Here is a 23,877-nt window from a genome sequence, read left to right as displayed (position 1 = left end):
ACGTCGAGAGTGGCCTCCTCGCACGCGCGGAGTCTGTCCCGGCGCGCGCGTTCCCGGGGCATTTACCAGGGTGCGAGGGGGCGTGCTATGCAGCCGGCCCTTTCGGACCCTCCCCCATGCCTGATTCCTTGACGGTCGGCCCCACGGCCGACCCCCGCCGGGTGAAAGCCCAGGACGGCCGCCTGCTCACCGTTCCTGACGGCTGGGCCCTCCTTCCCCCCGGCGACGCCGGCCTCACCCGCCGCGTGAAGGCCGCCGGCCCCTCCTGGACCGTGGTGGAGAAGGTGGGCCGCAAGCTCTTCTCCCGGGGCGTGTGGGCGCCGGAGGCCCACATCGTCCACGCCCGCGCCGCCCTGGACGATGAGCGCGCCACCCCCGCCTACGCCAAGAAGCTGGCCCAGGGCCGCGAGCGCCGCGCCAAGGAGCAGGCCGAGTACGAGGTCGACTTCGCCAACGCCGTCCTGCGCTTCCTCGCCTTCAGCCCCGCGTGGCTCCCCCACGCCAAGCGCCTGGCCGTGATGGTCGCCGGCCACGCCACCCCCGTGGGCAGCGGCACCGTCGCCCGCACGGAGCGCATCCCCATTGAGAGGCGCGCGGAGGCCGCCGTCATCGCCTGGATGCGCCACCAGACCACCGGCTACGACGACATGCGCATCCAGCGCGTGAAGGGCGCCCGCCGCGAGGTGCGCCGCGAGCTGGCGGAGGTGTCCCGCGCCATCCTGGACCTGCACCGCCGGGACGCCCCCCACGCCCCGCCCGCGTGTCCGCTCTGCTCCGCACTCCTGCGCCCCCCGCCGACACGCCCCTCGGATTCCTGACCCGGCGGTCAGCAACGACTGTTCTATTTCTGACCGGCGGGTTAGGAATGCGTCCGCCATGCCCCGCCCCGCCGACCCGAAAGCCCGCAGCGCGCTCATCGCGTCCGCGCGGGCGGAGTTCGCGAAGCGGGGCGTGAAGGGCGCGCGCATCAGCGACATCACCGCCGCCAGCGGCCTGTCCAAGGGCGCCTTCTACCTGCACTTCCCCTCGAAGGAGGCCCTCTTCGCGGCGCTGGTGGAGGGCTTCCTGGAGGAGCTGGAGCGGCTGGCCACGAAGCGCATGTCCTGCATGGACCGCTTCCGCGCCGACCACAGCGGCCTGCCGGGCCCCGGGGACGTCGCCGTGCGCTCGGAGCGCTACCGCGACTTCCTGCGCATGGAGGCCGCGCTCGACGTGGAGATGCTGGAGCTCATGTGGGAGCAGCGTGAGCTGGTCACCGCGCTCATCGTGGGCAGCCAGGGCACCGCCTTCGAGTCCGTCATGTGGGACGTGGTGGACCGCGAGGTGGAGCGCATCGCCCGGGAGTTCCACCACCTGCGCGGCCAGCATCCGGACACCCCGGACGTGGACCCCAGCCTCTTCGGCTCCTTCATCGTGGGCACCTATCTGCTGCTGGCCCGGCGCATGGGGCGGCTGACGCAGAAGCCGGACCTGGCCGTCTGGGCCGTGGGCCTCCAGCGTCTGATGCACGAAGGCTCGCTGCCCCGCGAGGCCGTGCCCGCGACGCCCGCCGCCCTTGCCCGTCCCTCTTCGCCTCCTTCCACGCGCCGGCGCCACGCCCGCGCGGCCCACCCGCACCGCCCGCCAAGGAAACGCCCGTGAAACCGTCCACGAAGCCCTCTGCCTCCCGCGCCCTCACCGCCCTGGGAATGGCCGCCGCGCTCGCGCTCTCCGGTTGTGACAAGGCGGATGCGTCCTCGCCGCCCGCCGCCGCCGCCGCCGCCGCTGGCCAGGACAAGCCGGCGCCGGCCGTGAAGGTCGTCTCCGCGCGCGGCGTGCAGGCCTCGCAGTCGGAAGAGGTGACGGGCACGCTGTACCCCGCCCAGGGCCTCCAGGTCGGCTTCGAGGTGGGCGGCCGCCTGGAGACGGTGCGCATCCACAAGGGCCAGGCCGTGAAGAAGGGCGACACGCTCGCCCAGCTCAACTCCGAAATCGTGGACGCGCAGGTGGCCGGAGCGGAGGCCGCCGTCGCCGCCGCGGAGGCCGGCGCCTCCATGGCGCAGGACGCGGCCGAGCGCACGGAGAAGCTCAGCACCGGCGGTGGTGTCAGCGACCAGCAGCACAAGAACGCCGTGGCCGCCGCCGCGCAGGCCCAGGCGCAGGTGATGGCCGCGAAGGCACAGCTGGCGCAGGCCCGCGCGTCGCGCCGCCGGCACGACCTGAAGGCGCCCTTCGCGGGCACGCTCATCGAGTCCCCGGACCAGACGGGCGCCACGGTGGGGCCGGGCTCGCCCCTCTTCACGCTGGAGCAGCTGGACACGCTCGTCTTCCGCACCACCGTGGCGGAAGGGGCGCGCGCGCTGCTCAAGCCCGGCACGAAGGTGCGCGTGGCGGCGCTGGGCAACGGCGCGTCCACCGACGAGGCCGTGGTGCGCACCATCCTGCCCTCCGCGGACCCCACCACCCGCCGCATCCCGGTGGAGATCGCCGTGCCCAACGCGGACGGCCGCTTCGTGGCCCACACCCTGGCGCGCGCCATGCTGAAGCTGGGCGAGACGCAGGAAGCGCAGCTGCTCCCCACCACGGCGCTGTCCTCCTCCAACGGGGACCACGTCCTCGTCGTCAGCGATGGCTCGCTCCAGCGCGTGGACGTGCAGGTGCTGGAGCGCCGCGACCGCGAGGTGGTGGTGCGCGCCGCGGCCGTCCTCCAGCAGGTGGTGGACTTCCCCACGCCCTCCCTGACCCCCGGCACCCGCGTCTCCGTGAAGTAGCCGCAAGCCGCCCCTTTTCGCCGAAGCCGTCCTTGAGGGTGGCCGCGGCGTGCGTGAGCTCTTCCAATGATTCTCAGTGACGTTTCCATCCGACGGCCGGTGTTCACGGCCATGGTGTCCCTGCTGCTCATCGTGCTGGGCGTGATGGGCCTCAAGCGACTGGGCACCGACCTCTACCCGGACGTCAGCTTCCCCGTGGTGGTGGTCAACACCCTCTACAAGGGCGCGGGCCCGGGCGAAATCGAGACCCAGGTCATCAAGCCCCTGGAGGACGCGGTCGCCGGCATCAGCGGCGTGGATAAAATCCACTCCTTCAGCCGTGAGAACGTGGGCACCGTGGTGGTGTCCTTCACGCTGGGCACCGCCCTGGACACCGCCGTCCAGGACGTGCGCGACAAGGTGGGCCAGGCCGTCAACAAGCTGCCCACGGACGCGGACGCGCCCATCGTCAGCCGCGTGGACCTGTCCGCCGCGCCCATCCTCACCTACGCCATCTCCGCGGACATGAAGTCCCAGGCGCTGCGCAAGCTGCTGGATGACCGCATCAAGCCCGCGCTCGCGCAGCTGGCCGGCGTGGCGGAGGTGCGCATCACCGGTGGCGACACGCGTGAAATCCAGGTCGACATCGACTTGGACAAGGCCCGCGCGGTGGGTATCGCGCCGTCGCAGGTGTCCCAGCGCATCGCCATGGAGAACCTCAACCTGCCCGCGGGCCGTCTGCAATTGGGGCCCAACGAGCTGACCGTGCGCGCCATGGGCGAGTTCCGCAGCGTGGAGGATTTGCAGAAGCTGCCCATCGCCCGCAGCAGCACCGGCGCGCAGGTGCGCCTGGAGGAAATCGCCACCGTCACGGACGGCGTCGCCGAGCGCCGCACCACCGCGCGCCTCAACGCCCGCGACGCCGTGGTGCTCGAAATCGTGAAGCAGCCGGGCTCCAACACCGTGAGCGTCAGCGACGCGGTGAAGAAGACGCTCGCGGACATGACGCCGGTGGTGGGGCAGGGCTTCCAGGCCACGCTGCTCATCGACCAGTCGGACCTCATCCGCGCCAACACCCACGAGGTGTGGGTCGCCCTCATCTTCGGCGGCCTGATGGCGGTCCTCATCATCCTGATGTTCTTGTTGGACCCGCGCGGCACGTTCATCTCCGCGCTCGCGCTGCCCACGTCCGTCATCGGCACGTTCTTCGTGATGTATGTGCTGGGCTACTCGCTCAACCAGATGACGCTCTTGTCGCTGTCCCTGGCCATCGGTCTGCTCATTGACGACGCGGTGGTGGTGCGTGAGGCCATCACCCACCGGCTGGAGCAGGGCGAGGACCCGATGAGCGCCGCGTCCAACGGCACCCGGGACGTGGGCCTGGCGGTGCTCGCGACCACGCTGGCCCTGGTGGCGGTGTTCATCCCCGTGGCCTTCATGCCCGGCATCGTGGGTCAGTTCTTCAAGCAGTTCGGCATCACCATCTCCGTGGCGGTGCTCATCTCGCTGTTCATCTCCTTCACGCTGGACCCCATGCTGTCCGCGCGCTTCGCCAAGGCGCACAAGCCAGGGGAGCCGCGGCACGAGCCCGCCGTCTTCCGCGCGCTGCGCCGCTTCCTGGAGGCCACGGAGTCCACCTACGCCCGCATCCTGGGCTGGGTGCTGCGCCACAAGTGGACCACCGCCGGCCTCACCGTGCTGGCGCTGTTCCTGTCCTTCGGCGCCGCCAGCCGCCTGGGCGTGGAGTTCATGAGCGCGGAGGACCGCTCGCAGCTCATCGTCGAATTGCAGCTGCCGGACTCCGCCAACCTGGCTCAGACCACGGAGCGCGCCGCGGAAGCGGAGGTGCTGCTCAAGAAGATCCCCGAAGTCACGGACATCTACACGACGGTCGGCCCCAACGGAGACGTCTACAAGGCGCGCCTGCGCGTGCTCACGGTGGGCAAGGACCAGCGCACCAAGAGCATCCCCGTCCTCAAGGAGGAGGCCCGCGCGCTGCTGGTCCCCAACCTGGTCTCCACCGCCATCACCCTGTCGGACCCGCCGTCCATCGAAGGCCTGGGGGACTGGTACCCCATCATGGTGCGCGTGGTGGGCCCGGACCTGAAGCGCGTCAACGAGGAGGCCGAGCGCGTCGCCAGCATCCTGCGCACCCTGGGCACCTCCGACGTGCGCGTGGACTCCAACCCGGCCAAGCCGGAGCTCCAGATTCAAATCGACCGCGCGCGCGCCGCGGACATGGACCTGTCCGCCGGGGCGCTCGCCACGCAGCTGCGGCTGGCCATCGACGGTGACGTGACGGCCAAGCTGCGCGAGGGCACGGACGAGACGGACATCCGCGTGCGCCTGCGCGAGCAGGACCGCGCCACGCCGGAGCGCGTGCGCCAGCTGATGATCGCCACGCCCCGCGGCCTGCACCAGGTGACGGACGTGGCGGAGGTGTCGCTCAAGGACGGCCCCAGCGTCATCGAGCACGAGAACCGCGAGCGCCAGGTGGCCGTCGTGTCCCAGCTGGCCAAGGGCGCCGCGCTGGGGGACGTGGCCACGAAGCTCAAGGCCGCCATCGCCCAGAAGCCGCTGCCGCCCGGTTACGCCATCGTCTACGACGGCCAGATGAAGAGCCTGGATGAGCAGAACGACGCGTTCGGCATCGCGTTCCTGCTGGCCTTCGTCTTCATCTACATGGTGCTCGCCAGCCAGTTCGAGTCCTTCAAGCACCCCTTCACCATCATGGTGTCGCTGCCGCTGGCGCTCGTGGGCGCGCTGCTGGGACTCGTCGTCACGAACTACCACCTCAGCATGGGCGCCATGATTGGCGTCATCCTGCTGATGGGCCTCGTCACGAAGAACGCCATCCTCCTCATCGACGGCGCGCTCCAGCACCTGCGCGAGGGCGACTCCGTGGACGAGGCCCTGCTCAAGGCCGGCCCCCGCCGCCTGCGCCCCATCCTCATGACGAGCGCGGCCATGGCCATTGGCATGGTGCCCACCGCCGTGGGCACGGGCATCGGCTCCGAGTTCCGCGCCCCCATGGCCATCTCCGTCATCGGCGGCGTCATCACCTCCACCTTCCTCACGCTGCTGGTGGTGCCGGTGGTGTTCGCGGCGATGGAGAAGCTGTCCTTCCGCAAGAAGCAGCCCCGCGCGCAGGGCCCGAACGCCACGCTCTCCGTGGACGCGCCCGCGGCGCACGACCGCGCGGCCTGAGGCCTCAGGGCATGAAACAAAAGGCGCGGGTGACGGTGCCGTCACCCGCGCCTTTCATTTGAAACAAGGGGGATGAAACAAATCCCGGGTGGGCCTCTTCCGCTTCGGGCCACCGGCTCCGGGCCTTGCCGGAGACGGGGCGTTCGCGGGCGTCCTGCCCGGGAGGACAGCTCTAGCGCACGGCCGACATGCCGTCGCCGTTGAGCAGGCGCACGCGCGCCTTGGCGAGCTGGTTCTGCGCTTCCTCCAGCGACACACAATCCACGGTGATGTCGTCGTTGGGGGATGCTTCCGACGCCACGCGGGCCGTCTGCAGGCGCGCGATGGTGGAGTCCGACACGTGCGCGCACATCGCGCAGCCATTCTTGCGCCCGTGGTCGACGATCTCGGAGAACAGCTTCGCGGATTCCGGCTCCAGCGGGCGCAGACCCCGCATGTCGGCCAGAACCAGGTGCCGCCCTCCGCCGTAGCTGTCCGTGGCCTTCTTGTAGACGGCCACGTACTCCTTCATTTCGTTCGGCCGCATGAAACCGCTCATGCGGGCAGTGATGGTCCGACGGCTGACATCGTTGGTGACTTCGAACATAGGTGCGCCCTCCCTCGCAGGATCAAAGCCTAACAGACGTCTTTCGGACTTTCACCAGCCCCCCCTTGATTCCTTGGAGGGTGTAAGGTTTGAAAGGAATTGCGTGTTATTCCTTCTGGGTAGGTTGTAAAAATGAAGAAGCCCGGCCCGCGTGAGCGGAACCGGGCTTCCGTGCTCTGGGGTTGACCCGGAGCGGGTTGAGATCAACCCACTGAGCGGACGTTCTGCGCCTGCAGGCCCTTGGGGCCACGCGTCACCTCGAACTCCACCTTCTGACCTTCCTGTAGGGTGCGGAAGCCGTCCATGTTGATGGCGCTGTGGTGGCAGAACACGTCCTCACCACCGCCGTCCTGAGTGAGGAAGCCAAAGCCCTTCGCATCGTTGAACCACTTCACCGTACCAGTAGCCATGAATCGTCTTCTCTTTGTTGGGTGGGGCGTGGCACCCACCGCCCGGGAGCGGTCGGTCCTCTCGAAATGTGAGGGCCTGAGTGCGAACGACAGTCTGCCCGGCGGGGAGGGGTGGGTGGAAGCCCCCTTGCTGAGCAGCCAACAGTTCGTGGGGTAGTCAGCCCCCCCACCGTTGTTGGCACAGGCAGGCGGGCGTGGAGCAGGGGCGGCTCCAGCGCCTGGGTTTGGAGGCGTGGCTACCGTTCCGGGCAAGGCCACGACGGCCGGGAGAGGAGTCACGTCATGTACGAGGTCCGAGGCCCCGAGACCCTGCTGCCCCCAGTTCCTCCGCGCGCGGAGGGCGCCGCGCGCCGCGAGTGGCGCCGGATGAGGGACCACAGCGCGGCGGCGGGCATCCTGTCGCGTCCGCTGTTCGGCCGGCTGCCGCTGCGCCGTTGGCTGTCGCAGGACCTGCACTCGGTGCTGGACTACGTGGGCGGTGCGGCGCTGGTGGCGGTGGGGAGCGCGTCCGGTGACAGCAAGGCGAAGGCGGCTGGCTGGGCGCTGGGCGGGGCCGCGGTGGGCGTGTCGCTGTTCACGGACTACCGGCTGAGCCTCACGAAGCTCATCCCCATCGAGGCGCACGAGCTGGCGGACTACGCCTATGGTCTGGGCGCGGTGCTGGCGCCCTTCGTGCTGGGGTACGCGAAGCGTTCGCCAGTGGCGGCGGCGCTGCACGTGCTGCTGGGCGTGAAGGTGCTGGCCGCGTCGCTCGTCACGGACTACCGCTGCCAGACGGGCATGCACCTGGGCGGCGAGCTGGCCACGGACCCCGAGGGCATCGGGGCCTGAAGTCAGGGATGGAGCTTGAGCAGGAAGCCGTCCTGCAGCGGCCGTGACGGTCCGTCCTCCGGCACGGACCGGTTGAAGCCTCCGGCGAGCAGCACGCCCCCGGACGCGTCCACGCTCACGGCCTTGGCCTGGGCCACGGTGCCGGGGCTCGCGAACCCGCGCACCCAGAGCGACGTGCCCTCTTCCGGCAACAGCTTCGCGACGTACAGGCCCGGAGGCAGGCTGCCCCCACCCAGGGCGAGACCGCCGTCATGGCCGCCCGCCACCGTCAGCTGGCCCGCGTCGTCGGTGGCCACCATCGGCGCGCCGGTGGGGAAGGTTCGCGCCCACTGCTGGCCGCCGTTCGCGTCGTAGGCCAGGAGGAAGCCGTCTCGCGAGTCCGCGCGGTGGAAGGTCTTCTGGAAGTACAGCCGGCCGCTGAAGCCTCCACCCACGAAGACGCGGTCCGCTCCCACGGCCACGGACACCGCCGTGCCATCCGTGCCGCGCACGTCGTGACTCCAGACGTGGTCGCCGTCCCGGCTGAGCTTCACCACGAAGGGCGTGTGCTGGCGCACGGTGACGAACGTGGCGTCTCCAAACGACACCGCCCCCGCGTAGCCGCCCACCACGTGCACGTCGCCAAAGACATCCACCGCCACCGCCCGCGCGGAGACCTCGCCCTCGCTTGAAGGCATCCACACGCGGCTCCAACGCTGCTCGCCCTTGGATCCCACGCTCAACGCGAAGCCCGCGTGCCTGCCATGGGGCGTGCGCTTCAATCCCTCTCCCAGGTCGCGCGCGCCGGCGAAGTCCCCCACCAGCACCGCGCCCCCGTGCTGGTCGGACGTGACGCCGTTCACCGCCACCGGGCCCTCACCCGGCAGCGAGCGCACCCAGTCCAGCGCGCCACCGCCGTCCAGCCGGGCCAGGAACGGCCCCTCCGGCAGCGTGGCGCCTTCGCGGGTGAAGCCCGCGGACATGCCCGTGAGGAAGATGTTGTCGGAGGCGTCCACCGCCAGGCCACCCACGCGGGCCCGCGCCTCATGCCCGGGCGTCCAGCCCCGCGCCCACTTCAGCGTGCCTTCCGACGAATACCGCGCCACCAGCAGGTGTGGCGCCACGACGTTGCGATTGAAGGGCAGGGGACCCGCCCCCAGGTCGATGGGTTCTTGATAGGTCTCCGCCACCAGGACGTCCCCGTTGGAGGTCACCACCGCGTGCGGAGCCTGTGGGTCCCCAACCATCAGGGTCCGCGACCACACGTGTGCCTCCACGCCCTCTGGCGCTACCTGTCCACCCACCTCGCCGAGCACCGGGATGCGCGGTGCCGTGGCTCGGGCTTCCTCGCACCCCACGAGAAAGAGTCCCCCCACGAACACCGCCATCCGAATCCACGCCACCGCCGCCCCCCGTCCCGGACTCGCCCCACCCAACCCCGACTCCCCCGCCCTTCAACCGCGCCCAAGCTCTACTGCAAGCGCGCGGCCAACGTGTCCTGGCGAAGGAGTCCCCTCGGCGGAAGCCTCGGGGAGCCGGATGGAAGGGCAGAGGCCGTGTCCGTCAGCCGGTAATTCCTGCCGACCGGAGGGAGGGGAGGCGGTAAAGAAAGACGCCCGCACGGGTCTCCCCGGCGGGCGTCGATGTATGTGTTATGTGTTGGACGGGATGAAGGCCTACAGCACCTTCACCTGCACTTCCTTGAGCACCTGGTCGCCGCGCATGACGGTCACGGTCCACGCGCCGGCCTTGGGCAGCCGCACGCCGGTCCACTGACGCGCGCGCCAGCCCTCGCCCTTCACCTTCACGTCCTTCGTCTCGCGCACGGTGGCGCCCTGCTTCACCTGCACCGTGATGTCGTCGATGGAGTCGCCCTGGGGCACCAGGTAGCTCTGCCACAGCATCACGTTGGTGTTCGCCTTGACGCCCTCGGGGCCCACCTCGGCGGTGCACTCGTACTTGTTGGGGCCGTCCTTGGCCACCTCCGTGCAGAGCTTGGCCTCCACCAGCACGGGACCCTGGCCCTGGCCCTTGTAGAAGTAGTTCCAGGTCTCGCGCACCGCGTCCGCGCTGGGGGCCTTCACCGACTCCGCCGCCGGCGCCGCCGCCTCCTGCGCTCCCGCCACCGCCGCCACACCCAGCACCGCGCACAGCACGCTTCCGTTGAACAGGCTCTTCATGACTTGGGGTCCCCTCGTTGATGTTGAAGGCGGCCGGCCCACGTCCGGCCCCTTGGTGTGCTTGTCTACCATGAAACATCCCACGCCATTCCCCGAGTCCCGGATACCGGGCTTTCGCACCGGGGACGCCGCGCCGCGCTATCCGAACAGGAAGAAGCCCAGCGTCACCAACGGCAGGTACGCGAGGAAGGCCACCAGCAGGAAGCCGAGGATGTCCTTGAACTCCAACCGCGCCACGGCCAGGAGCGGCAGCGCCCAGAAGGGCTGGATGAGGTCGGTGGCCATGTCGCCCCACGCGTACGCCAGCACCACCTTCTCCGGCGCCACACCCAGCCGTCCCGCCGCGTCCAGCAGGTAGGGCGCTTCAATGGCCCACTTGGATCCACCAGAAGGCACGAAGTAGTTCACCACGCCGCTGTACAGGTACACGATGGCGGGGAAGGTCTGCTGCGTGGACAGCGACACGAAGAGCTCCCCGATGCGGTCCGTGAGCCCCGTGGCCTTGAAGATGCCGTAGATGCCCGCGTACAGCGGGAACTGCAGCACGATGCCGTGCAGCACGCTCGCTGCCTCCTCGCTCGCCTTGAGCAGCCGCGCGGGCGTGCCGTGCATCAGCACCGCCAACGTGAGGAAGGTGAAGTTCACCACGTTGAGGTTGAGCGCCTTCCAACCGCCGTGGAGCCACAGGTGCCGCGCGAACCACAGCAGGCCCAGCACGCCGAAGAGGGCGTTGAGCAGCCACGCGTGGTCCAGCCACTCCGCGGGGCTCAGGCGCCCTTTGGGCTTCTCCGGCGGGACGAAGTCGCCCAGCTTCTCCAGCACCGCGGGCTCCACGCGCACGGTGCGCTCGGGGGACGGGTGCAGCGCCCACGCCAGCGCCGTGAGCAGCGCCACCGCGGCCAGCGTGAGGCCCACGTTGAAGGGGGAGAACAACGTCCGGTCGATGGGGATGACCCCCAGCTGCTTCTCCAGGAAGTGCCCCGGCGTCGCCACCAGCAGCGGCGCGGAGGCGGACAGGCCCGCGTGCCACGTGGCGCCCAGGCCGAAGTAGGCGCACGCCACCAGCAGCCGGTAGTCCACGTCCGGACGCCTGCGCGCGATGAAGCGCACCAGCATGGCGCTGGCGACCAGCGACAGGCCCCAGTTGAAATACGCGAGCGCCATGGACACGGCTGCCATCAGCGCGGTGGCGCTCCGGGGGCTCTTCGGCAGGCGGGCCACCCACTCCAGCAGCGCCTTCACCGGCGCGGTGAGAGCGAGCAGGTAGCCGGTGAACATCACCAGCGCCATCTGCATGGAGAAGGTGAGCAGCTCCCAGAAGCCTCCGCCCCACGCGTCCAGCACCACCGGCGGCGCGGCGCCCACCCAGCCCATGGCCAGCGCCATGGTGAGCAGGGTGAGCAGCACCGCGATGGCGAAGGCGCTGGGGACGAAGCGCGCGGAGAAGCGGCCCAGGCCTTCGGCGAACCGGACGAGGGTTTCCACGGTGAGAGGGCTCCAGGCGTTCAGGGGGCCCCGGTGTGAAACTCCCAGGGCGACACCCCGGGTTTTACGGTATGAGCGGTCGTTATGTCCCCTAGCGAGCAGCACCCGCCCGTCTTCGAGCGCATCGCGACAGGCGTTCCCGGACTGGATGCCATCCTGGGCGGTGGCCTGGTGGCCTCAGGTGTCTACATCGTGGTGGGGGAGCCCGGCGCGGGGAAGACCATCTTCGCCAACCAGCTGTGTTACTCGCAGGCGCGCCAGGGCACGCGCTGTCTGTACGTGACGCTCCTGGCCGAGTCGCACTCGCGCATGCTGGCGAACCTGCGCAGCATGGCGTTCTTCGACGCCTCCCAGCTGCCTCAGCGCATCTACTACGTCAGCGGCTTCCGCATGCTGGAGGAGCAGGGGCTGCCGGGCCTGCTGGAGCTCCTGCGCCGGGAGATGCGCAACCACGGCGCCGGCATCCTGGTGCTGGACGGCCTGGTGCAGGCGCAGGAGGCCGCGGGCAGCAGCCGCGACTTCAAGAAGTTCATCCACGAGCTCCAGGTGTCCGCCGGCTTGTCGCGCTTCACCGCGCTCCTGCTCACCAGCAGCGTGGGCCCCACCGTGCACCCGGAATACACCATGGTGGACGGCATCCTGGAGCTGCGCGAGCGCACGGCGGCCATGCGTTCGTGGCGCGAATTGCAGGTGCGCAAGTTCCGGGGCAGCGCCAGCCTCAATGGCTCGCACCACTTCCGCATCTCCGAGGCGGGCCTGGAGGTCTTCCCCCGCCTGGAGACGATGGTCAGCCGCGCGCAGCCGCCGGACTGGGGCACACAGCGAGTGCGCTTCGGCGTGCCCACGCTGGACGCCATGATTCCGGAGGGCTTCGCCGCGGCGTCCACCACGCTGGTGATGGGGCCTCCGGGCTGCGGCAAGACGCTCCTCGGCGTCAGCCACCTGGCCGAAGGGCTGCGCCTGGGCGAGCCCTGCCTGATGGTGAGCTTCTACGAGGGCCCGGACCGGCTGATGCACAAGGCGGCCAACGTGGGGCTGTCGCTGGCCGGCGCGGTGAAGGACGGCCGGCTGGTGCTCCAGTGGAACATGCCCGCCGAGTGCAACCTGGACCTGGTGGCGCACACGCTGCTGGAGGACGTGCGCAGACGCGGCGTGAAGCGCCTGTTCGTGGACGGCCTGAGCGCCATGGTGGAGACCACGAACGAGCCGGCGCGCATCAGCCCCTTCTTCGCCGCGCTCACGCAGGAATTGCGACGCCACGGGGTGACGACCGTCTTCACGCTGGAGACGCCACGCCTCTTCGGCCCGGACATGGATGTTCCCCTGGGGACCGGCCTGTCCGGCGTGGCGGAGAACCTGCTGTTCATGCGCCACCTGGAACTCAATGGCCGCCTGCGGCGGCTGCTCTCCATCTTCAAGCTGCGCGACGCGGACTATGATCCGACGCTGCGCGAGTTCCTCATCACCTCCCAGGGAATCGAGATCCAGCCGCCCTTCCAGCCGTCGCCCGAGTTGCTGCTCACCGGTATCGCCCGCTTCCCGGGCAACCACTCCTGACCCCCAGAGGCTCCGTGGTTCCCGCGACCGAGACCGTGCTGGTGGTGGATGACGAACAGGGCATCCTGGAGGCGCTCGCGGACCTCCTCCGAGAGGAGGGCTACCGCGTGCTCACTGCGTCCCATGGCCGCGAGGCCCTGGAGCGCATGGCGGATGTGACGCCGGACCTGGTGCTGACGGACTGGATGATGCCCGTGCTGGATGGCCCCGCGCTCATCGCGCGCATCCAGCAGGACCCGGTCCTGCGCCAGATTCCCGTGCTGGGCATGAGCGCCGTGGACGTCAGCGGCCTCAAGCGCCTGCACCCGGGCATGGAGTTCCTCCAGAAGCCGTTCGACATCCGGGCCCTGATGAAGCTGGTCCGCAGGTCCCTGGACGCGAACCCCCGCGTCCGGGGAGGGTGAAGCGCACCGCCCGCGTGCCCGGAGGGTCCGCCATGTTCCACCTGCTCAAGCTGGGTCCCGTGCCGCTCTCCGTGGGCACCACCGGCGTCTACCTGCGCATCGGCGAGACGGGCGAGCCGTCCGCCCCCGTCTTCGAACAGACGGACCTGGCCGGCGTGCGCGCCCTCATCGCCGGCCTGGAACCGTCCCAGGTGTCGTGCGAGCCCGCCCTGGCGGACGCCGCCGCCGAGCTGGGCCTGGCCGTGGCGCCACCGTCCCTGGCGGCGCTCTCCGCCCGGGCGGCCATCGCCACCTTCCTCGCGTGGGGCCAGATGGGCGTGTCCGGGCTGGGCAGCGACAAGGCGCTGCTCTTCGTCCAGGCCGCCACCGAGTTCTGGGACGCGAAGCCCTGGACGCACTGGGACGACAGCCAGGCCTTCACCGTGGACGTGACGGGCGCGCACGAGCACACCTACGAGGGCTGCGTCTTCCACGGCGAGGACGAGGGTCCCTCGGGCCTGGCCCTCTACCTGTCCCCCGGTTCGCTGGGGCGGCTGCTGGAGCTCCAGGTGCATGGCGCCGACAAGGAGGCGCAGGCCCTGCCCGCCATCACCGTGTCGCTGGAGGCCCGCCCCACGTACGCCGTGGACGCGCTGTCCGCCGCGGGCCGCGCGCCCCGGCTGCCCCTGCCCGTGAAGGCCGGTCCCCAGGGGCTGTCCGTGCCCTCCAGCCTGGAGTCCCTCATCCTGGTGGCCGCCCTGCGCGCCGTGGCCCGCCTGTCGCCGTCCCAGCCAGAGGCCCTGAGCAGCATGGTGGCCGGCGACGCCCGCATGGACGTCCGCGTCCGCGCCCCCGCCCCTCGCGTTCGCAACTAGGCGGAATCAGGCACCCCCTGGCGTGACGCGCCCTGACCAGGCAGGCGGCCGGGCTCGTGTGTAACTGTGAACAACCGCTCTCAATAGAAAGGTTGATTCACAAAGTATCTGGGTCCATAGGTGGAGACGTGACTGACGCCGGCCTCTCATCACGGGTCCAGGGCTTCCTCACGACGCACATCGATTCCATCGAGAAGCTGGAGGTGCTCCTCCTGCTTCGCGCCCGGACGGAGCGGGCCTGGACGGCGCCGGCGGTAGCCCTGGAACTGCGCATCACCGAAGCCTCCGCGGCCCGCCGCATGGCGGAGCTGCGGACGGGAGGGCTGCTTCTCCAGGATGGGGGGGCGGAGGACGCCTACCGCTTCAGCCCCGGCCGCTCGGAGGACGTGCAGGCCACGGCGGAGCTGGCGATGGCGTACTCGGCGCGCCGCGTGAGTGTGATTTCGTTCATCTTCTCACGCCCCATGGACCGGGTGAGGGGCTTCGCGGACGCATTCGTGATCAAGAAGGACAAGGACGGCGACGGACATGGCTGAGGCGGTCTACATCCTGTGCGCGTTGACGAGCCTGGCGTGCGCGGTGTTGCTGCTGCGGGCCTGGCGGCGCACGCGGATGAAGCTGCTGCTCTACAGCGGCCTGTGCTTCACGCTCTTCACGCTGAACAACGTGCTGCTCTTCGTGGACCTGGTGCTCATCCCCGAAGGGGACCTGTCGCTGGAGCGCACCGTCACATCGCTGGTGGGGGCCGGCGTGCTGCTCTTTGGCCTCATCTGGGACGTGTCCTGACGCAATGGGGGGGGACGCCATGATGAAGATCCTGCTCGATGGCGCGGTGTTGATGGCGTACCTGGCGTGCGCTCTCTTCTTCCTGCGCTTCTACCTCCAGTCGAAGGACCGGCTGTTCGCGCTGTTCTCCCTGGCCTTCACGCTGATGGGTGTCCACAACCTGCTGGGCGCGCTGCTGGCGCCGACGCTGGACGCCGAGCGCCTCCACTACCTGTATGTCGTCCGCCTGATGGCCTACCTGCTCATCCTGGGAGCCATCTGGGACAAGAACCGCGCGGGGCGCCAGGCGCGGTGAGATGCTGTTCTCCTCCTGGGCCTGACGGGAGGATTGCTTCATGACCACGACATCGCTTCCCCGCTTCACCCCGCGCCGCGCGCTCGGGCGCACGGGCTTCACCGCGACGGCGGTGGGCATTGGCGACCTGGCGGACCGCACGGTGCCACGCGAGGAGCTGGTCGCCACGCTCGCGCGGGCGCTGGACGCGGGGCTCAACGTCATCGACACGGCGCCTGGCTACGAGGACGGCCTGAGCGAGGAGGTGGTGGGCGAGGCGCTGCGCGGCCGGCGTGAGGGCGTGTTCGTCATCGACAAGGTGGACGAGCTGGACGCGCCGGTGGCGCCGCAAGTGGAGGCGTCCCTGAGGCGGCTGGGCCTGCCGTCGGTGGACCTGTTCGCGCTGCACGCGGTGAAGTCGCTGGCGCAGTGGGAGGAGCTGGCCCGGCCGGGTGGCGCGCTGGAGCAGCTGGAGGCGTGCGTGGCGAAGGGGCAGGCGCGTTTCAAGGGCATCTCCTGCCACCACCCGGACGCGCTGGTGGCGGCGGTGCGCTCCGGGCGGTGCGACGTGGTGATGTTCCCACTGGGGCCGTTCGTGGACGCGCGCTACGTGGAAGAGGTGCTGCCCCTGGCGCGAGCGCACGGTGTGGGCGTGGTGTCCTTCAAGACGTTCGGCGCGGGCAAGCTCCTGGGAGACACGGAGGGCTACGGCCGGCCGCTCCAGGCGCGCCCGCGCGGCAAGGTCGGCTCCGGTGGAGAGGCGCGCGACACGCCGATGCTGCCGCACCTGTCGGTGGCGGAGTGCGTGCAGTACACGCTCACGTTGGATCCGGACGTGATGTTGATGGGGATGGGCTTCCCGAACGAACAGGACGCCGCGCTGCGGGCGGCCTCGGCCTTCCAACCGCTGGACGTCGTGGGCATGCAGGCGGTGCGGGAGCGGGCGCACACCGCCATCCAGGGGAAGGGGACGGTGTGGTGGAACCCTCCTTCACCGGACGTCGCGGCGGGCTGAGGCACCGCGCGAGGGCAGGCAGGCCGGGCGGGTTGCCTGCCGGACACTCGCCAGGAGTCCGGTGGCCCGGGAGGCTTGTGGCCGGTCGGGGGTCGTCATTATCGGAGCGTCCCCTTGGTGAGGCGTCATGCCCATGACGCCGTGGCCCGCGCTCCATGCCCGAACCGTCCATCGAGCCTTCGACCGAGCCTGCCGTCGAGCCACCTCCGCCGTCCGCCGTGACGACGAACGACGCCGCGGTTCCCGTGTCCGCGTCCGGTGGCGTGGACGCCGGAGGCGAGGCCGTCGCCTCCGCCGTCTCGCCGGAGCCCGCGTCGCCGGTGGCCATGGAGGAGGGCCGCTTCGCGTTCCTGGCCCGCGCGGGCGAGGTGCTGGCGTCATCGCTGGATGAGCCCACGGTGCTGCGCGAGCTGCCGGAGTTGGTGGTGCCGGACCTGGCGGACTGGTGCGCGGTGGATGTCGTCACGCCTTCGCACAAGGTGGTGCGAAGGGCCGCGACACACCGCGACCCCGCGCTCGTGCCCACCGTGTATGCCATTGCCGAGCGCTGGGCCCTCCAGGAGAACGGCTCCCAGACCATGGCCCATGTGCTGCGCACCGGCGAGCCCCGCCTCATCCCGGACGTGCCCGAACAGGCCTTCCTGGAGGCGGCCCGGGGGAACGCGGCCCTGGAGGAGACGTGGCGCCTGGGGTGCCGCTCCGTGATGGTGGTGCCGCTGGTGGCGCGCGGGCGGGTCCTGGGATGTATGTCATTGATGTCCGGCACGGCCGGCCGCTATGGCGAATGCGACCTGGAGCTGGCGCGCGAGCTGGCCCGCCGGGCGGCGCTGTCGCTGGACAACGCGTGCCTGTATGGCGAGGCCCGTCAGGCCCAGGCGCGCACGGCCCGGCTGCAGGCGGTGACGGCGGCCCTGTCCCGCGCGGCCACCGAGGACGCGGTGGCGCAGGTGCTGGCGCGCGAGGTGTGGGAGGCGAGCGGTGCCACGCGCGTCGCGGTGCTGGCGCTGGAGGAGGACGGCCTCATGCGCCCGCTGCGCGTATTGGGCTACCCGGAGGACGCGCTGGCCTCGTTCACCCGGCCGCCGGATGGAGTGGCCCCGGACATCCGGCGCGAGGCGGGGTGGTTCGGTTCGCTGGAGGAGTTCATCGCGCGCTACCCGGAGAACGCGGAGCTCGCGCGCCGCCAGGGAGCGGGGGCCCGCGCGGTGGTGCCGCTGTGGGGTGAGACGCGCGTGCGGGGCCTGCTGCTGCTCGCGTGGCCGGAGCCGCGCGTCTTCCCGGACGCGGAGCGCGCGTTCCTGGAGGCGCTGGCGCACCAGTGCGCGCAGGCGCTGGAGCGGGCCGCGCTCTACGAAGCGCTGCGCGAGCGCACGGAGCGGCTGCGGCAGGCGCTGGTGACGGGCGACATGGGGACCTGGCGCCTGGACCTGGTGCGAGGCAAGGAGCTGCGCGACGCGGCGCTCAACCACATGCTGGGCCTGCCGGCGGTGGACTCGGCGGTGCCGGTGGGGGACATGCTGGAACAGCTGCACCCGGAGGACCGGCCGCACGTGGAGGCGGAGTTCCACCGCTACCAGCGCGAGTCGCCGGGCTTCTTCGAGCTGGAGTTCCGCGTGATTCGCCGCGACGGCGGCGTGCGCTGGCTGCACAGCGTGGGGCAGTCCTTCGCCGGGCCGGACGGGAAGGTGACGGAGCTCACCGGCGCCATGGCGGACGTCACCCGGCGCAAGGAGGCCGAGGAGCGGCTGCAGCTGCTGCTGGACGCAAGCCGCGTGCTGGCGCTGCGCCTGGACGACGTGGAGGAGGCGCTGCCGGAGGTGGCGCGGCTGGTGGTGGACCACGTGGCCACCGGCTGCCTGGTGGACCTGGCCGCGCCGGACGGCACCCTGCGGCGGGTGACGGCGGCCCACCGCGTGCCCGAGCACGACGCGCGGCTCCACGCGGCCCTGGGGGGCACGGACCGGGGGCCCGCGCACCCGGCGCTCCAGTGCTTCCGCACCGGAGAGGTCTGCTTCCTGTCGCGCCTGGACTTCACGCGCTGCGACGCCGTCTCCACGAGCGCCGCGCACCGCTCGCTGGTGGACAGCCTGGCGCCCACGTCCGTGCTGTCGGTGCCGCTGCGCGCGCGGGGCCGCACGCTGGGCGTCATCACGCTGTTCACCGCCGGGCCCCAGCGCACGCTGGTGGCCGCGGACGTGACGATGGCGGAGGAGCTGGCGCTGCGCTTGAGCGTGGCGCTGGAGAACGCGCGCCTGTTCCACGACGCCCAGTCCGCGGTGCGGCTGCGCGACGAGTTCCTCTCCGTGGCGAGCCACGAATTGAAGACGCCGCTCACCAGCCTCATCCTCCAGCACAACCTCATTGGCCGGGCGCTGGAGACGGCGGGCCCGCCCGGGCCCGTGGCGGGGAGGCTCAACACCGCGCAGCGGCAGGTGCTCCGGCTGACGGCGCTGGTGGACAACCTGCTGGACGTGAGCCGGCTGTCCCTGGGCAAGCTGTCGCTGGAGCGCGCGGAGGTGGACCTGGTGCAGTTGACGCGCGACGCGGTGGAGCGGCTGGAGGACGTGTTCACCCAGGCGCGGTGTCCGCTCGAGCTGGAGCTGCCGCGCACACTGACGGGCCAGTGGGACGCGCTGCGGTTGGACCAGGTGCTGGTGAACCTGCTCACGAACGCCGCGAAGTACGGCGCGGGCCACCCGGTGTCGGTGCGCGCGGGCGTGGATGCGCGCGACGAGGCCTGGGTGGAGGTGCGCGACCAGGGCATCGGCATCGAAGCGGACGCGCTGCCGCGCCTCTTTGGCCGCTTCGAGCGCGCCGTGAGCGAGCGGCACTACGGCGGCATGGGCCTGGGGCTCTACATCAGCCGCCAGATTGTGGAGGCGCTGGGCGGCCGCATCGACGTGGACAGCCAGCCGGGGCAGGGCGCCACCTTCACGCTGCGGCTGCCCCGGAACACGGTCGAAGCGCCGCCCCCGCCTCCCCCGGAGCTGTGAGGGAGGCTAAGGGCGCGGCCTTCAGTGCTGGGGTCCCTTGGGCGGGGGCCCTTCCTGTTCGAGCGCGCGGTACTCGTCGTCGGTGAACAGGCGTGAGCGGATGAGGAAGCGCACGCCTTCGGGGGCTTCGACGGAGAAGCCGCTGCCGCGACCGGGCACCACGTCCACGGTGAGGTGGGTGTGGCGCCAGAGCTCGAACTGCGGGCCGGACATGTAGAAGGGCGTGCGGACGATGTCACCCAGGTACACGTCCTCCTGTCCCACGCGGAAGTCGCCGCGCGGGAAGCACATGGGCGCGCTGCCGTCGCAGCAGCCGCCGGACTGGTGGAAGAGGAGCGGACCGTGAAGGCCCTGCATCTTGCGGAGCAGGGCCTCGGCGGCCGGCGTGACCTCGACGCGCGGCACGGGCATGGGGCGGCCTAGAAGAAGCCCATGGGCTTCGGGTCGTAGCTGACGAGCAGGTTCTTCGTCTGCTGGTAGTGATTGAGCATCATCTTGTGCGTCTCACGCCCGATGCCGGACTGCTTGTAGCCGCCGAACGCCGCGTGCGCGGGGTACAGGTGGTAGCAGTTCACCCAGACGCGGCCCGCCTGGATGCCGCGGCCCATGCGGTACGCGGTGCTGTTGTCACGCGTCCACACGCCGGCGCCCAGTCCGTAGAGTGTGTCATTGGCCATCGCGAGCGCGTCCTCGGCGTCCTTGAACTTCGCCACCGCGACGACGGGGCCGAAGATCTCCTCCTGGAACACGCGCATCTTGTTGTGGCCCTCGAAGATGGTGGGCTCCACGTAGTAGCCCTCCGCCAGCGCGCCGGACAGCGACTTGCGGCCGCCGCCGGTCAGCACCTTGGCGCCCTCCTTCTTGCCGATGTCCAGGTAGCTGAGGATCTTCTCCAGCTGATCATTGGACGCCTGCGCGCCAATCTGCGTGGTGACGTCCAGGGGGTTGCCCTGCACGATGCGCTTCGTGCGCTCCACGGCCTTGGCGATGAACTCGTCGTAGAAGCGCTCGGCGACCAGCGAGCGGGACGGGCAGGTGCAGACCTCGCCCTGGTTGAGGGCGAACATGGCGAAGCCCTCCAGCGCCTTCTGGGCGAAGTCGTCGTCCTTGGCGAAGACGTCCTCGAAGAAGATGTTGGGGGACTTGCCGCCCAGCTCCAGGGTGACGGGGATGATGTTCTCGGAGGCGTACTGCATGATGAGGCGGCCGGTGGTCGTCTCACCCGTGAAGGCAATCTTCGCGATGCGCTTGTTGCTGGCGAGCGGCTTGCCGGCCTCGATGCCGAAGCCGTTCACGATGTTGAGCACGCCGGGGGGAAGCAGGTCGCCCACCAGCTCCGCGAACTTGAGGATGGTGACGGGGGTCTGCTCCGCGGGCTTGAGGACCACGCAGTTGCCGGCGGCGAGCGCGGGGGCCAGCTTCCACGCGGCCATGAGCAGCGGGAAGTTCCACGGGATGATCTGCCCCACGACGCCGAGCGGCTCCGTGAAGTGGTAGGCGACGGTGTTGTCATCCAGCTGGCTGAGCGACCCTTCCTGCGCGCGGATACAACCGGCGAAGTAGCGGAAGTGGTCGATGGCGAGCGGCAGGTCCGCGGCGAGCGTCTCGCGGATGGGCTTGCCGTTGTCCCACGTCTCGGAGACGGCGAGCATCTCCAGGTTCTGCTCCATGCGGTCGGCGATCTTCAGCAGGATGTTGGCCCGCTCGCCGGCGGCGGTGCGGCCCCACGCGTCCTTCGCCTTGTGCGCGGCGTCGAGCGCCTTCTCGATGTCCTCCGCCGTGGAGCGGGGAATCTCGCAGAAGGGGCGGCCGGTGACGGGGCTGATGTTCTCGAAGTACTGGCCCTTCACGGGCGGGACGAACTCACCGCCGATGTAGTTGCCGTAACGGCTCTTGTACTCGACCTTGCTGCCCTTCTGACCCGGAGCTTCATAGACCTTCGACATGGGGACTCCCTGCGTTGGGTTTTGACGCACTCCTACGGGGGTTTGACGCGGAACAGACCATAGACAGGTGACGCTTCGCGTTACGCGCAGGAAGTCGGATGTAAATGTTTGTTAATGGTTGATCGCGGAATCGGGTGCGAAGTCACTCGGGCGTGATGCGAGCGAGCGGGCAGGGTGCCCTTGCTGCCGTCAGGCATGTCTTCCACCTCAAGGAGGAGGACCTCACTGGGGGCACGCCATGCAATTGTTTCGAGACCGCGTCGACGCCGGCCGTGCGTTGGGCCAACGGCTCCGCGTCCTGCTTGGCGGAGGCGGTGACCTGTTGGTGTTGGCGCTGCCGCGCGGCGGTGTGCCCGTGGGTTTCGAGGTCGCTCGGATTCTCGGGGTGCCGCTGGACGTGTTCATGGTGCGCAAGCTCGGCACACCGGGGCACGAGGAGCTGGCCATGGGGGCCATCGCCACGGGCGGCGTCACGGTCCTCAACGAGGGCGTCGTGCGAAGGCTGGGGATTCCCCGGTCGGCCATCGCCGCGGCCACGGAGCGTGAGACGCGGGAGCTGGCCCGGCGGGAGCATCTCTTCCGTGAGGGCAGGCCGCCCGCGCGGGTCGAAGGGCGGACGGTCATCCTGGTGGATGACGGGCTGGCCACGGGCTCCACCATGAGGGCGGCGCTCCGGGCGCTTCGTCGTCAGAAGCCCGCGCGCATCGTGGTGGGCGTGCCGGTGGGCGCGCCGGAGACGTGCGCGGAGTTCGAGCGCGAAGCGGACGTGGTCGTCTGCGTCCACACCCCAGCGCCGTTCTACGCGGTGGGCCAATGGTTCGAGGACTTCACGCAGACCACCGACGACGAGGTGCGCGAGCTGCTGGCGCGCGCGGCGCAAGGTGAAGAGGCTGCCCCGGTGGCGCCGTGAAGTCCGGCGGAGGGTTGAAACATGGCTGAATACAGAATTTCGGAGCACGCGGTGCGGCTGGAGGCGGAGCCCGGTGTCTGGTTGGACGGAACGCTGAGCGTGCCGGAGCCGGTTTCGGGCGTGGTGCTGTTCGCGCATGGCAGCGGCAGCAGCCGCTTCAGCCCGCGCAACCAGTACGTCGCGAGAGTGATGCAGCAGGCGGGGCTGGCGACCCTGCTCATGGACCTGCTCACGCCAGGGGAGGAGGAGGCCGAGCGGTGGACGCGGCACCTGCGCTTCGACATCGAATTGCTGGCGCGGCGGCTCGTGGGGGCCACTCGGTGGCTGGCGCGGGTGCCGGGGCTGGGGGGCCAGCCGCTGGGGCTGATTGGTTCGAGCACGGGAGCGGGAGCGGCGCTGGTGGCGGCGGGGCGGATGCCCGAAGCCTTCCAGGCGGTGGTGTCCCGGGGTGGCCGTCCGGACCTCGCGGGCGCCGTGCTGCCGGCGGTGCGGGCGCCCACCCTGCTCATCGTGGGTGGAGATGACACGCAAGTGATTGCGCTCAACCAGGAGGCACTGGAGGCGCTGCGCACGCACAAGCGGCTGGAGATTGTCCCTGGGGCGACCCACCTCTTCGAGGAGCCGGGGACGCTGGAGCAGGCGGCCCGGCTGGCCCGGGGCTGGTTCCTCCAGCACCTGGCCACGGCCGCACGGGAGCGTCCGTCCGGCGAGGCGCCGCCATGAGCCCGCACATCGTGGTGGTGGGGGGCGTGGCTACGGACTACCTGGTGCGCGGGCCGTCGCTGCCGGAGCCGGGAGGCAGCGCCGAGGGCGACGTCTTCCAGGAGGCGCTCGGAGGAAAGGGGGCCAACGGCGCGGTGGCCGCCGTGAGGCTGGGGGCGCGTGCCTCGCTGGTGGCGCGGGTGGGGACGGATGGGCGCGGCCTGAGGCAGGTGGCGTTGCTGGAGCGGGAAGGCGTTGCGCTGGAGGGAGTGGTGCCGGATCCGAATGCGCCCTCGGGCGCGGTGCTGGTGATGGTGGATGGAGCCGGGAGGAAGCAGACCCTCTTCTCGCCGGGCGCCAATCACAGACTGTCCATCCGGGATGTGTTGAGGAGTGCGGAGCGGATCGCCACCGCGAAGGTGTTGCTCGTGCAGCTGGAGGTGCCGCTGGCCGCGGCCCAGGCCGCGGTCCGTTTGGCGCGAGCGGCCGGAGTCCGGGTGGTGTTGGATCCCGCGCCCGCCGTGCCGCTGCCGGAGGTGTTGCTGGAGGATGTGCACGTCATCCGGCCCAACGCCTCCGAGGCGCGGATACTGACAGGCATCGCGGTGCATGGTCGTGCTTCCGCGCGGAGAGCCGCCCGCAACCTGCTGATGCGCGGAGTGGGAGCGGCCATCATCGCCGCGCCCGGTGGCAGTCTGCTGGTGTCGCGGGAGGAGGAGGCGTGGCTGCCGGAGCTTCCGGTGGACACGGTGGATACCACTGGAGCAGGGGATGCGTTCTGCGCGGCGCTCTGTGTCGCCCTGGCGGAATCCCAGCCGCTGCTCTCCGCCGCGCGCTTCGCGCACGCCGCCGCCGCCATCGCGACGACACGGCTGGGGGCGCAGGCGGGACTGCCTTACCGGGATGAAGTGGAGGGCCTGCTCGCGGACGTGGTGCCAGACGTGCGGCCCGCGCCTGCGTAGCGAAGGCAGTCGAGACACATCGTCCGCTGTTTCACCATGTCTCTTTCGGGGAATGTCGGCGTGCTGG

General features: G+C 70.5%; 23 protein-coding genes. 16 read left to right on the top strand and 7 right to left on the bottom strand.

Going from position 1 to position 23,877, the window contains the following annotated elements; genetic code table 11:
• The first annotated feature begins 116 nt into the window (after positions 1-116).
• The 4 genes from D7X30_RS09025 (at position 117) to D7X30_RS09010 (ending at position 5,936) form a co-directional block, all read left to right on the top strand.
• Positions 117-818 (top strand): DUF2293 domain-containing protein, encoded by a 702-nt coding sequence (locus D7X30_RS09025; protein ID WP_120562417.1) that lies wholly within the window; start codon positions 117-119, stop codon positions 816-818.
• 58 nt (positions 819-876) lie between these two features.
• Positions 877-1,641, top strand: a complete 765-nt coding sequence (locus D7X30_RS09020) for a TetR/AcrR family transcriptional regulator (RefSeq protein WP_120562416.1) — start codon at positions 877-879, stop codon at positions 1,639-1,641.
• On the top strand, positions 1,638-2,750 hold the full coding sequence (locus D7X30_RS09015; RefSeq protein WP_120562415.1) for an efflux RND transporter periplasmic adaptor subunit: 1,113 nt from the start codon (positions 1,638-1,640) through the stop codon (positions 2,748-2,750). The genes D7X30_RS09020 and D7X30_RS09015 overlap by 4 nt, the downstream gene beginning before the upstream one ends.
• A 66-nt stretch (positions 2,751-2,816) precedes the next feature.
• Entirely contained in the window at positions 2,817-5,936 is a 3,120-nt protein-coding gene (locus D7X30_RS09010) for an efflux RND transporter permease subunit (RefSeq protein ID WP_120562414.1), read from the top strand.
• Positions 5,937-6,108: 172 nt separating this feature from the next.
• On the opposite strand, the gene D7X30_RS09005 is transcribed toward D7X30_RS09010, so the two are convergent.
• The gene (locus D7X30_RS09005) at positions 6,109-6,462 is read right to left on the bottom strand and encodes a hypothetical protein (protein ID WP_233591470.1); all 354 of its coding nucleotides are present in this window, start codon (positions 6,460-6,462) and stop codon (positions 6,109-6,111) included.
• Between the two features lie 263 nt (positions 6,463-6,725).
• Positions 6,726-6,932, bottom strand: coding sequence for a cold-shock protein (locus D7X30_RS09000; protein ID WP_120562412.1), 207 nt, complete (start codon positions 6,930-6,932; stop codon positions 6,726-6,728).
• Between the two features lie 282 nt (positions 6,933-7,214).
• On the opposite strand from D7X30_RS09000, the gene D7X30_RS08995 reads away from it, so the two are divergent.
• Complete coding sequence (locus D7X30_RS08995; RefSeq protein ID WP_120562411.1) at positions 7,215-7,763, top strand: hypothetical protein; 549 nt, start codon at positions 7,215-7,217, stop codon at positions 7,761-7,763.
• Between the two features lie 2 nt (positions 7,764-7,765).
• Here the strand turns inward: D7X30_RS08995 and D7X30_RS08990 are convergent, their stop codons facing one another.
• The 3 genes from D7X30_RS08990 to D7X30_RS08980 all read right to left on the bottom strand — a co-directional run bounded on the left by D7X30_RS08990 (position 7,766) and on the right by D7X30_RS08980 (position 11,407).
• Complete coding sequence (locus D7X30_RS08990; RefSeq protein ID WP_233591469.1) at positions 7,766-9,145, bottom strand: hypothetical protein; 1,380 nt, start codon at positions 9,143-9,145, stop codon at positions 7,766-7,768.
• Positions 9,146-9,418: 273 nt separating this feature from the next.
• Positions 9,419-9,922 carry a hypothetical protein gene (locus D7X30_RS08985; protein ID WP_120562409.1) on the bottom strand — a complete coding sequence of 168 codons (504 nt, stop codon included), beginning with the start codon at positions 9,920-9,922 and terminating at the stop codon, positions 9,419-9,421.
• A 138-nt stretch (positions 9,923-10,060) separates the two neighbouring features.
• Positions 10,061-11,407 carry a short-chain fatty acid transporter gene (locus tag D7X30_RS08980; RefSeq protein WP_120562408.1) on the bottom strand — a complete coding sequence of 449 codons (1,347 nt, stop codon included), beginning with the start codon at positions 11,405-11,407 and terminating at the stop codon, positions 10,061-10,063.
• 84 nt (positions 11,408-11,491) lie between these two features.
• Here D7X30_RS08980 and D7X30_RS08975 point away from each other — a divergent pair, with 84 nt between their 5' ends.
• From D7X30_RS08975 to D7X30_RS08940, 8 genes are all read left to right on the top strand, one after another.
• Positions 11,492-12,964, top strand: a complete 1,473-nt coding sequence (locus D7X30_RS08975; RefSeq protein ID WP_120562407.1) for an ATPase domain-containing protein — start codon at positions 11,492-11,494, stop codon at positions 12,962-12,964.
• Positions 12,965-12,978: 14 nt separating this feature from the next.
• A complete protein-coding gene (locus D7X30_RS08970) occupies positions 12,979-13,368 on the top strand; it encodes a response regulator (RefSeq protein WP_120562406.1) in 390 nt (129 codons plus the stop codon).
• A 32-nt stretch (positions 13,369-13,400) separates the two neighbouring features.
• Positions 13,401-14,222 carry a hypothetical protein gene (locus D7X30_RS08965; RefSeq protein ID WP_120562405.1) on the top strand — a complete coding sequence of 274 codons (822 nt, stop codon included), beginning with the start codon at positions 13,401-13,403 and terminating at the stop codon, positions 14,220-14,222.
• Positions 14,223-14,350: 128 nt separating this feature from the next.
• Positions 14,351-14,758 (top strand): hypothetical protein, encoded by a 408-nt coding sequence (locus D7X30_RS08960; protein ID WP_120562404.1) that lies wholly within the window; start codon positions 14,351-14,353, stop codon positions 14,756-14,758.
• Positions 14,751-15,008: a DUF5985 family protein gene (locus D7X30_RS08955; RefSeq protein ID WP_120562403.1), complete on the top strand. Its 258-nt coding sequence runs from the start codon at positions 14,751-14,753 to the stop codon at positions 15,006-15,008. The genes D7X30_RS08960 and D7X30_RS08955 overlap by 8 nt, the downstream gene beginning before the upstream one ends.
• 19 nt (positions 15,009-15,027) lie before the next feature.
• Entirely contained in the window at positions 15,028-15,303 is a 276-nt protein-coding gene (locus tag D7X30_RS08950) for a DUF5985 family protein (protein ID WP_233591468.1), read from the top strand.
• A gap of 40 nt (positions 15,304-15,343) precedes the next feature.
• Positions 15,344-16,297 carry an aldo/keto reductase gene (locus tag D7X30_RS08945; RefSeq protein ID WP_120562402.1) on the top strand — a complete coding sequence of 318 codons (954 nt, stop codon included), beginning with the start codon at positions 15,344-15,346 and terminating at the stop codon, positions 16,295-16,297.
• A gap of 155 nt (positions 16,298-16,452) precedes the next feature.
• Positions 16,453-19,290, top strand: a complete 2,838-nt coding sequence (locus tag D7X30_RS08940; RefSeq protein WP_120562401.1) for a GAF domain-containing protein — start codon at positions 16,453-16,455, stop codon at positions 19,288-19,290.
• A 21-nt stretch (positions 19,291-19,311) separates the two neighbouring features.
• On the opposite strand, the gene D7X30_RS08935 is transcribed toward D7X30_RS08940, so the two are convergent.
• Together D7X30_RS08935 and adh are read right to left on the bottom strand one after the other, a co-directional pair.
• On the bottom strand, positions 19,312-19,701 hold the full coding sequence (locus D7X30_RS08935; RefSeq protein WP_120562400.1) for a DUF779 domain-containing protein: 390 nt from the start codon (positions 19,699-19,701) through the stop codon (positions 19,312-19,314).
• A gap of 8 nt (positions 19,702-19,709) precedes the next feature.
• Complete coding sequence (gene adh, locus D7X30_RS08930; RefSeq protein WP_120562399.1) at positions 19,710-21,236, bottom strand: aldehyde dehydrogenase; 1,527 nt, start codon at positions 21,234-21,236, stop codon at positions 19,710-19,712.
• Positions 21,237-21,474: 238 nt separating this feature from the next.
• On the opposite strand from adh, the gene D7X30_RS42720 reads away from it, so the two are divergent.
• From D7X30_RS42720 to D7X30_RS08915, 3 genes are read left to right on the top strand one after another with little or no spacing between them, the layout of a single operon-like run.
• Positions 21,475-22,146, top strand: coding sequence for a phosphoribosyltransferase (locus tag D7X30_RS42720; RefSeq protein ID WP_120562398.1), 672 nt, complete (start codon positions 21,475-21,477; stop codon positions 22,144-22,146).
• 21 nt (positions 22,147-22,167) lie between these two features.
• Positions 22,168-22,869, top strand: coding sequence for a dienelactone hydrolase family protein (locus tag D7X30_RS42715; protein ID WP_120562397.1), 702 nt, complete (start codon positions 22,168-22,170; stop codon positions 22,867-22,869).
• Complete coding sequence (locus D7X30_RS08915; RefSeq protein WP_120562396.1) at positions 22,866-23,810, top strand: ribokinase; 945 nt, start codon at positions 22,866-22,868, stop codon at positions 23,808-23,810. The genes D7X30_RS42715 and D7X30_RS08915 overlap by 4 nt, the downstream gene beginning before the upstream one ends.
• Positions 23,811-23,877: the final 67 nt, after the last annotated feature.

Origin of the sequence: Corallococcus sp. AB011P, assembly GCF_003611605.1 — a bacterium.
GTDB lineage: Bacteria > Myxococcota > Myxococcia > Myxococcales > Myxococcaceae > Corallococcus > Corallococcus coralloides.
Note: the sequence above shows the minus strand (reverse complement) of the source record. Positions and strands in the feature narration are given on the sequence as shown.

Excerpts from the sequence above, each read along its gene's own strand:
- D7X30_RS08950 (WP_233591468.1), top strand. The coding sequence starts at position 15,028 with ATGATGAAGATCCTGCTCGATGGCGCGGTGTTGATGGCGTACCTGGCG.
- D7X30_RS08955 (WP_120562403.1), top strand. The coding sequence starts at position 14,751 with ATGGCTGAGGCGGTCTACATCCTGTGCGCGTTGACGAGCCTGGCGTGC.
- D7X30_RS08965 (WP_120562405.1), top strand. The coding sequence starts at position 13,401 with ATGTTCCACCTGCTCAAGCTGGGTCCCGTGCCGCTCTCCGTGGGCACC.
- D7X30_RS08945 (WP_120562402.1), top strand. The coding sequence starts at position 15,344 with ATGACCACGACATCGCTTCCCCGCTTCACCCCGCGCCGCGCGCTCGGG.
- D7X30_RS08975 (WP_120562407.1), top strand. The coding sequence starts at position 11,492 with ATGTCCCCTAGCGAGCAGCACCCGCCCGTCTTCGAGCGCATCGCGACA.
- D7X30_RS08915 (WP_120562396.1), top strand. The coding sequence starts at position 22,866 with ATGAGCCCGCACATCGTGGTGGTGGGGGGCGTGGCTACGGACTACCTG.
- D7X30_RS09000 (WP_120562412.1), bottom strand. The coding sequence starts at position 6,932 with ATGGCTACTGGTACGGTGAAGTGGTTCAACGATGCGAAGGGCTTTGGC.
- D7X30_RS09005 (WP_233591470.1), bottom strand. The coding sequence starts at position 6,462 with ATGCGGCCGAACGAAATGAAGGAGTACGTGGCCGTCTACAAGAAGGCC.
- D7X30_RS08940 (WP_120562401.1), top strand. The coding sequence starts at position 16,453 with ATGCCCGAACCGTCCATCGAGCCTTCGACCGAGCCTGCCGTCGAGCCA.
- D7X30_RS42715 (WP_120562397.1), top strand. The coding sequence starts at position 22,168 with ATGGCTGAATACAGAATTTCGGAGCACGCGGTGCGGCTGGAGGCGGAG.
- D7X30_RS08985 (WP_120562409.1), bottom strand. The coding sequence starts at position 9,922 with ATGAAGAGCCTGTTCAACGGAAGCGTGCTGTGCGCGGTGCTGGGTGTG.
- D7X30_RS08935 (WP_120562400.1), bottom strand. The coding sequence starts at position 19,701 with ATGCCCGTGCCGCGCGTCGAGGTCACGCCGGCCGCCGAGGCCCTGCTC.
- D7X30_RS09010 (WP_120562414.1), top strand. The coding sequence starts at position 2,817 with ATGATTCTCAGTGACGTTTCCATCCGACGGCCGGTGTTCACGGCCATG.
- D7X30_RS09025 (WP_120562417.1), top strand. The coding sequence starts at position 117 with ATGCCTGATTCCTTGACGGTCGGCCCCACGGCCGACCCCCGCCGGGTG.
- adh (WP_120562399.1), bottom strand. The coding sequence starts at position 21,236 with ATGTCGAAGGTCTATGAAGCTCCGGGTCAGAAGGGCAGCAAGGTCGAG.
- D7X30_RS08995 (WP_120562411.1), top strand. The coding sequence starts at position 7,215 with ATGTACGAGGTCCGAGGCCCCGAGACCCTGCTGCCCCCAGTTCCTCCG.
- D7X30_RS09020 (WP_120562416.1), top strand. The coding sequence starts at position 877 with ATGCCCCGCCCCGCCGACCCGAAAGCCCGCAGCGCGCTCATCGCGTCC.
- D7X30_RS42720 (WP_120562398.1), top strand. The coding sequence starts at position 21,475 with ATGCAATTGTTTCGAGACCGCGTCGACGCCGGCCGTGCGTTGGGCCAA.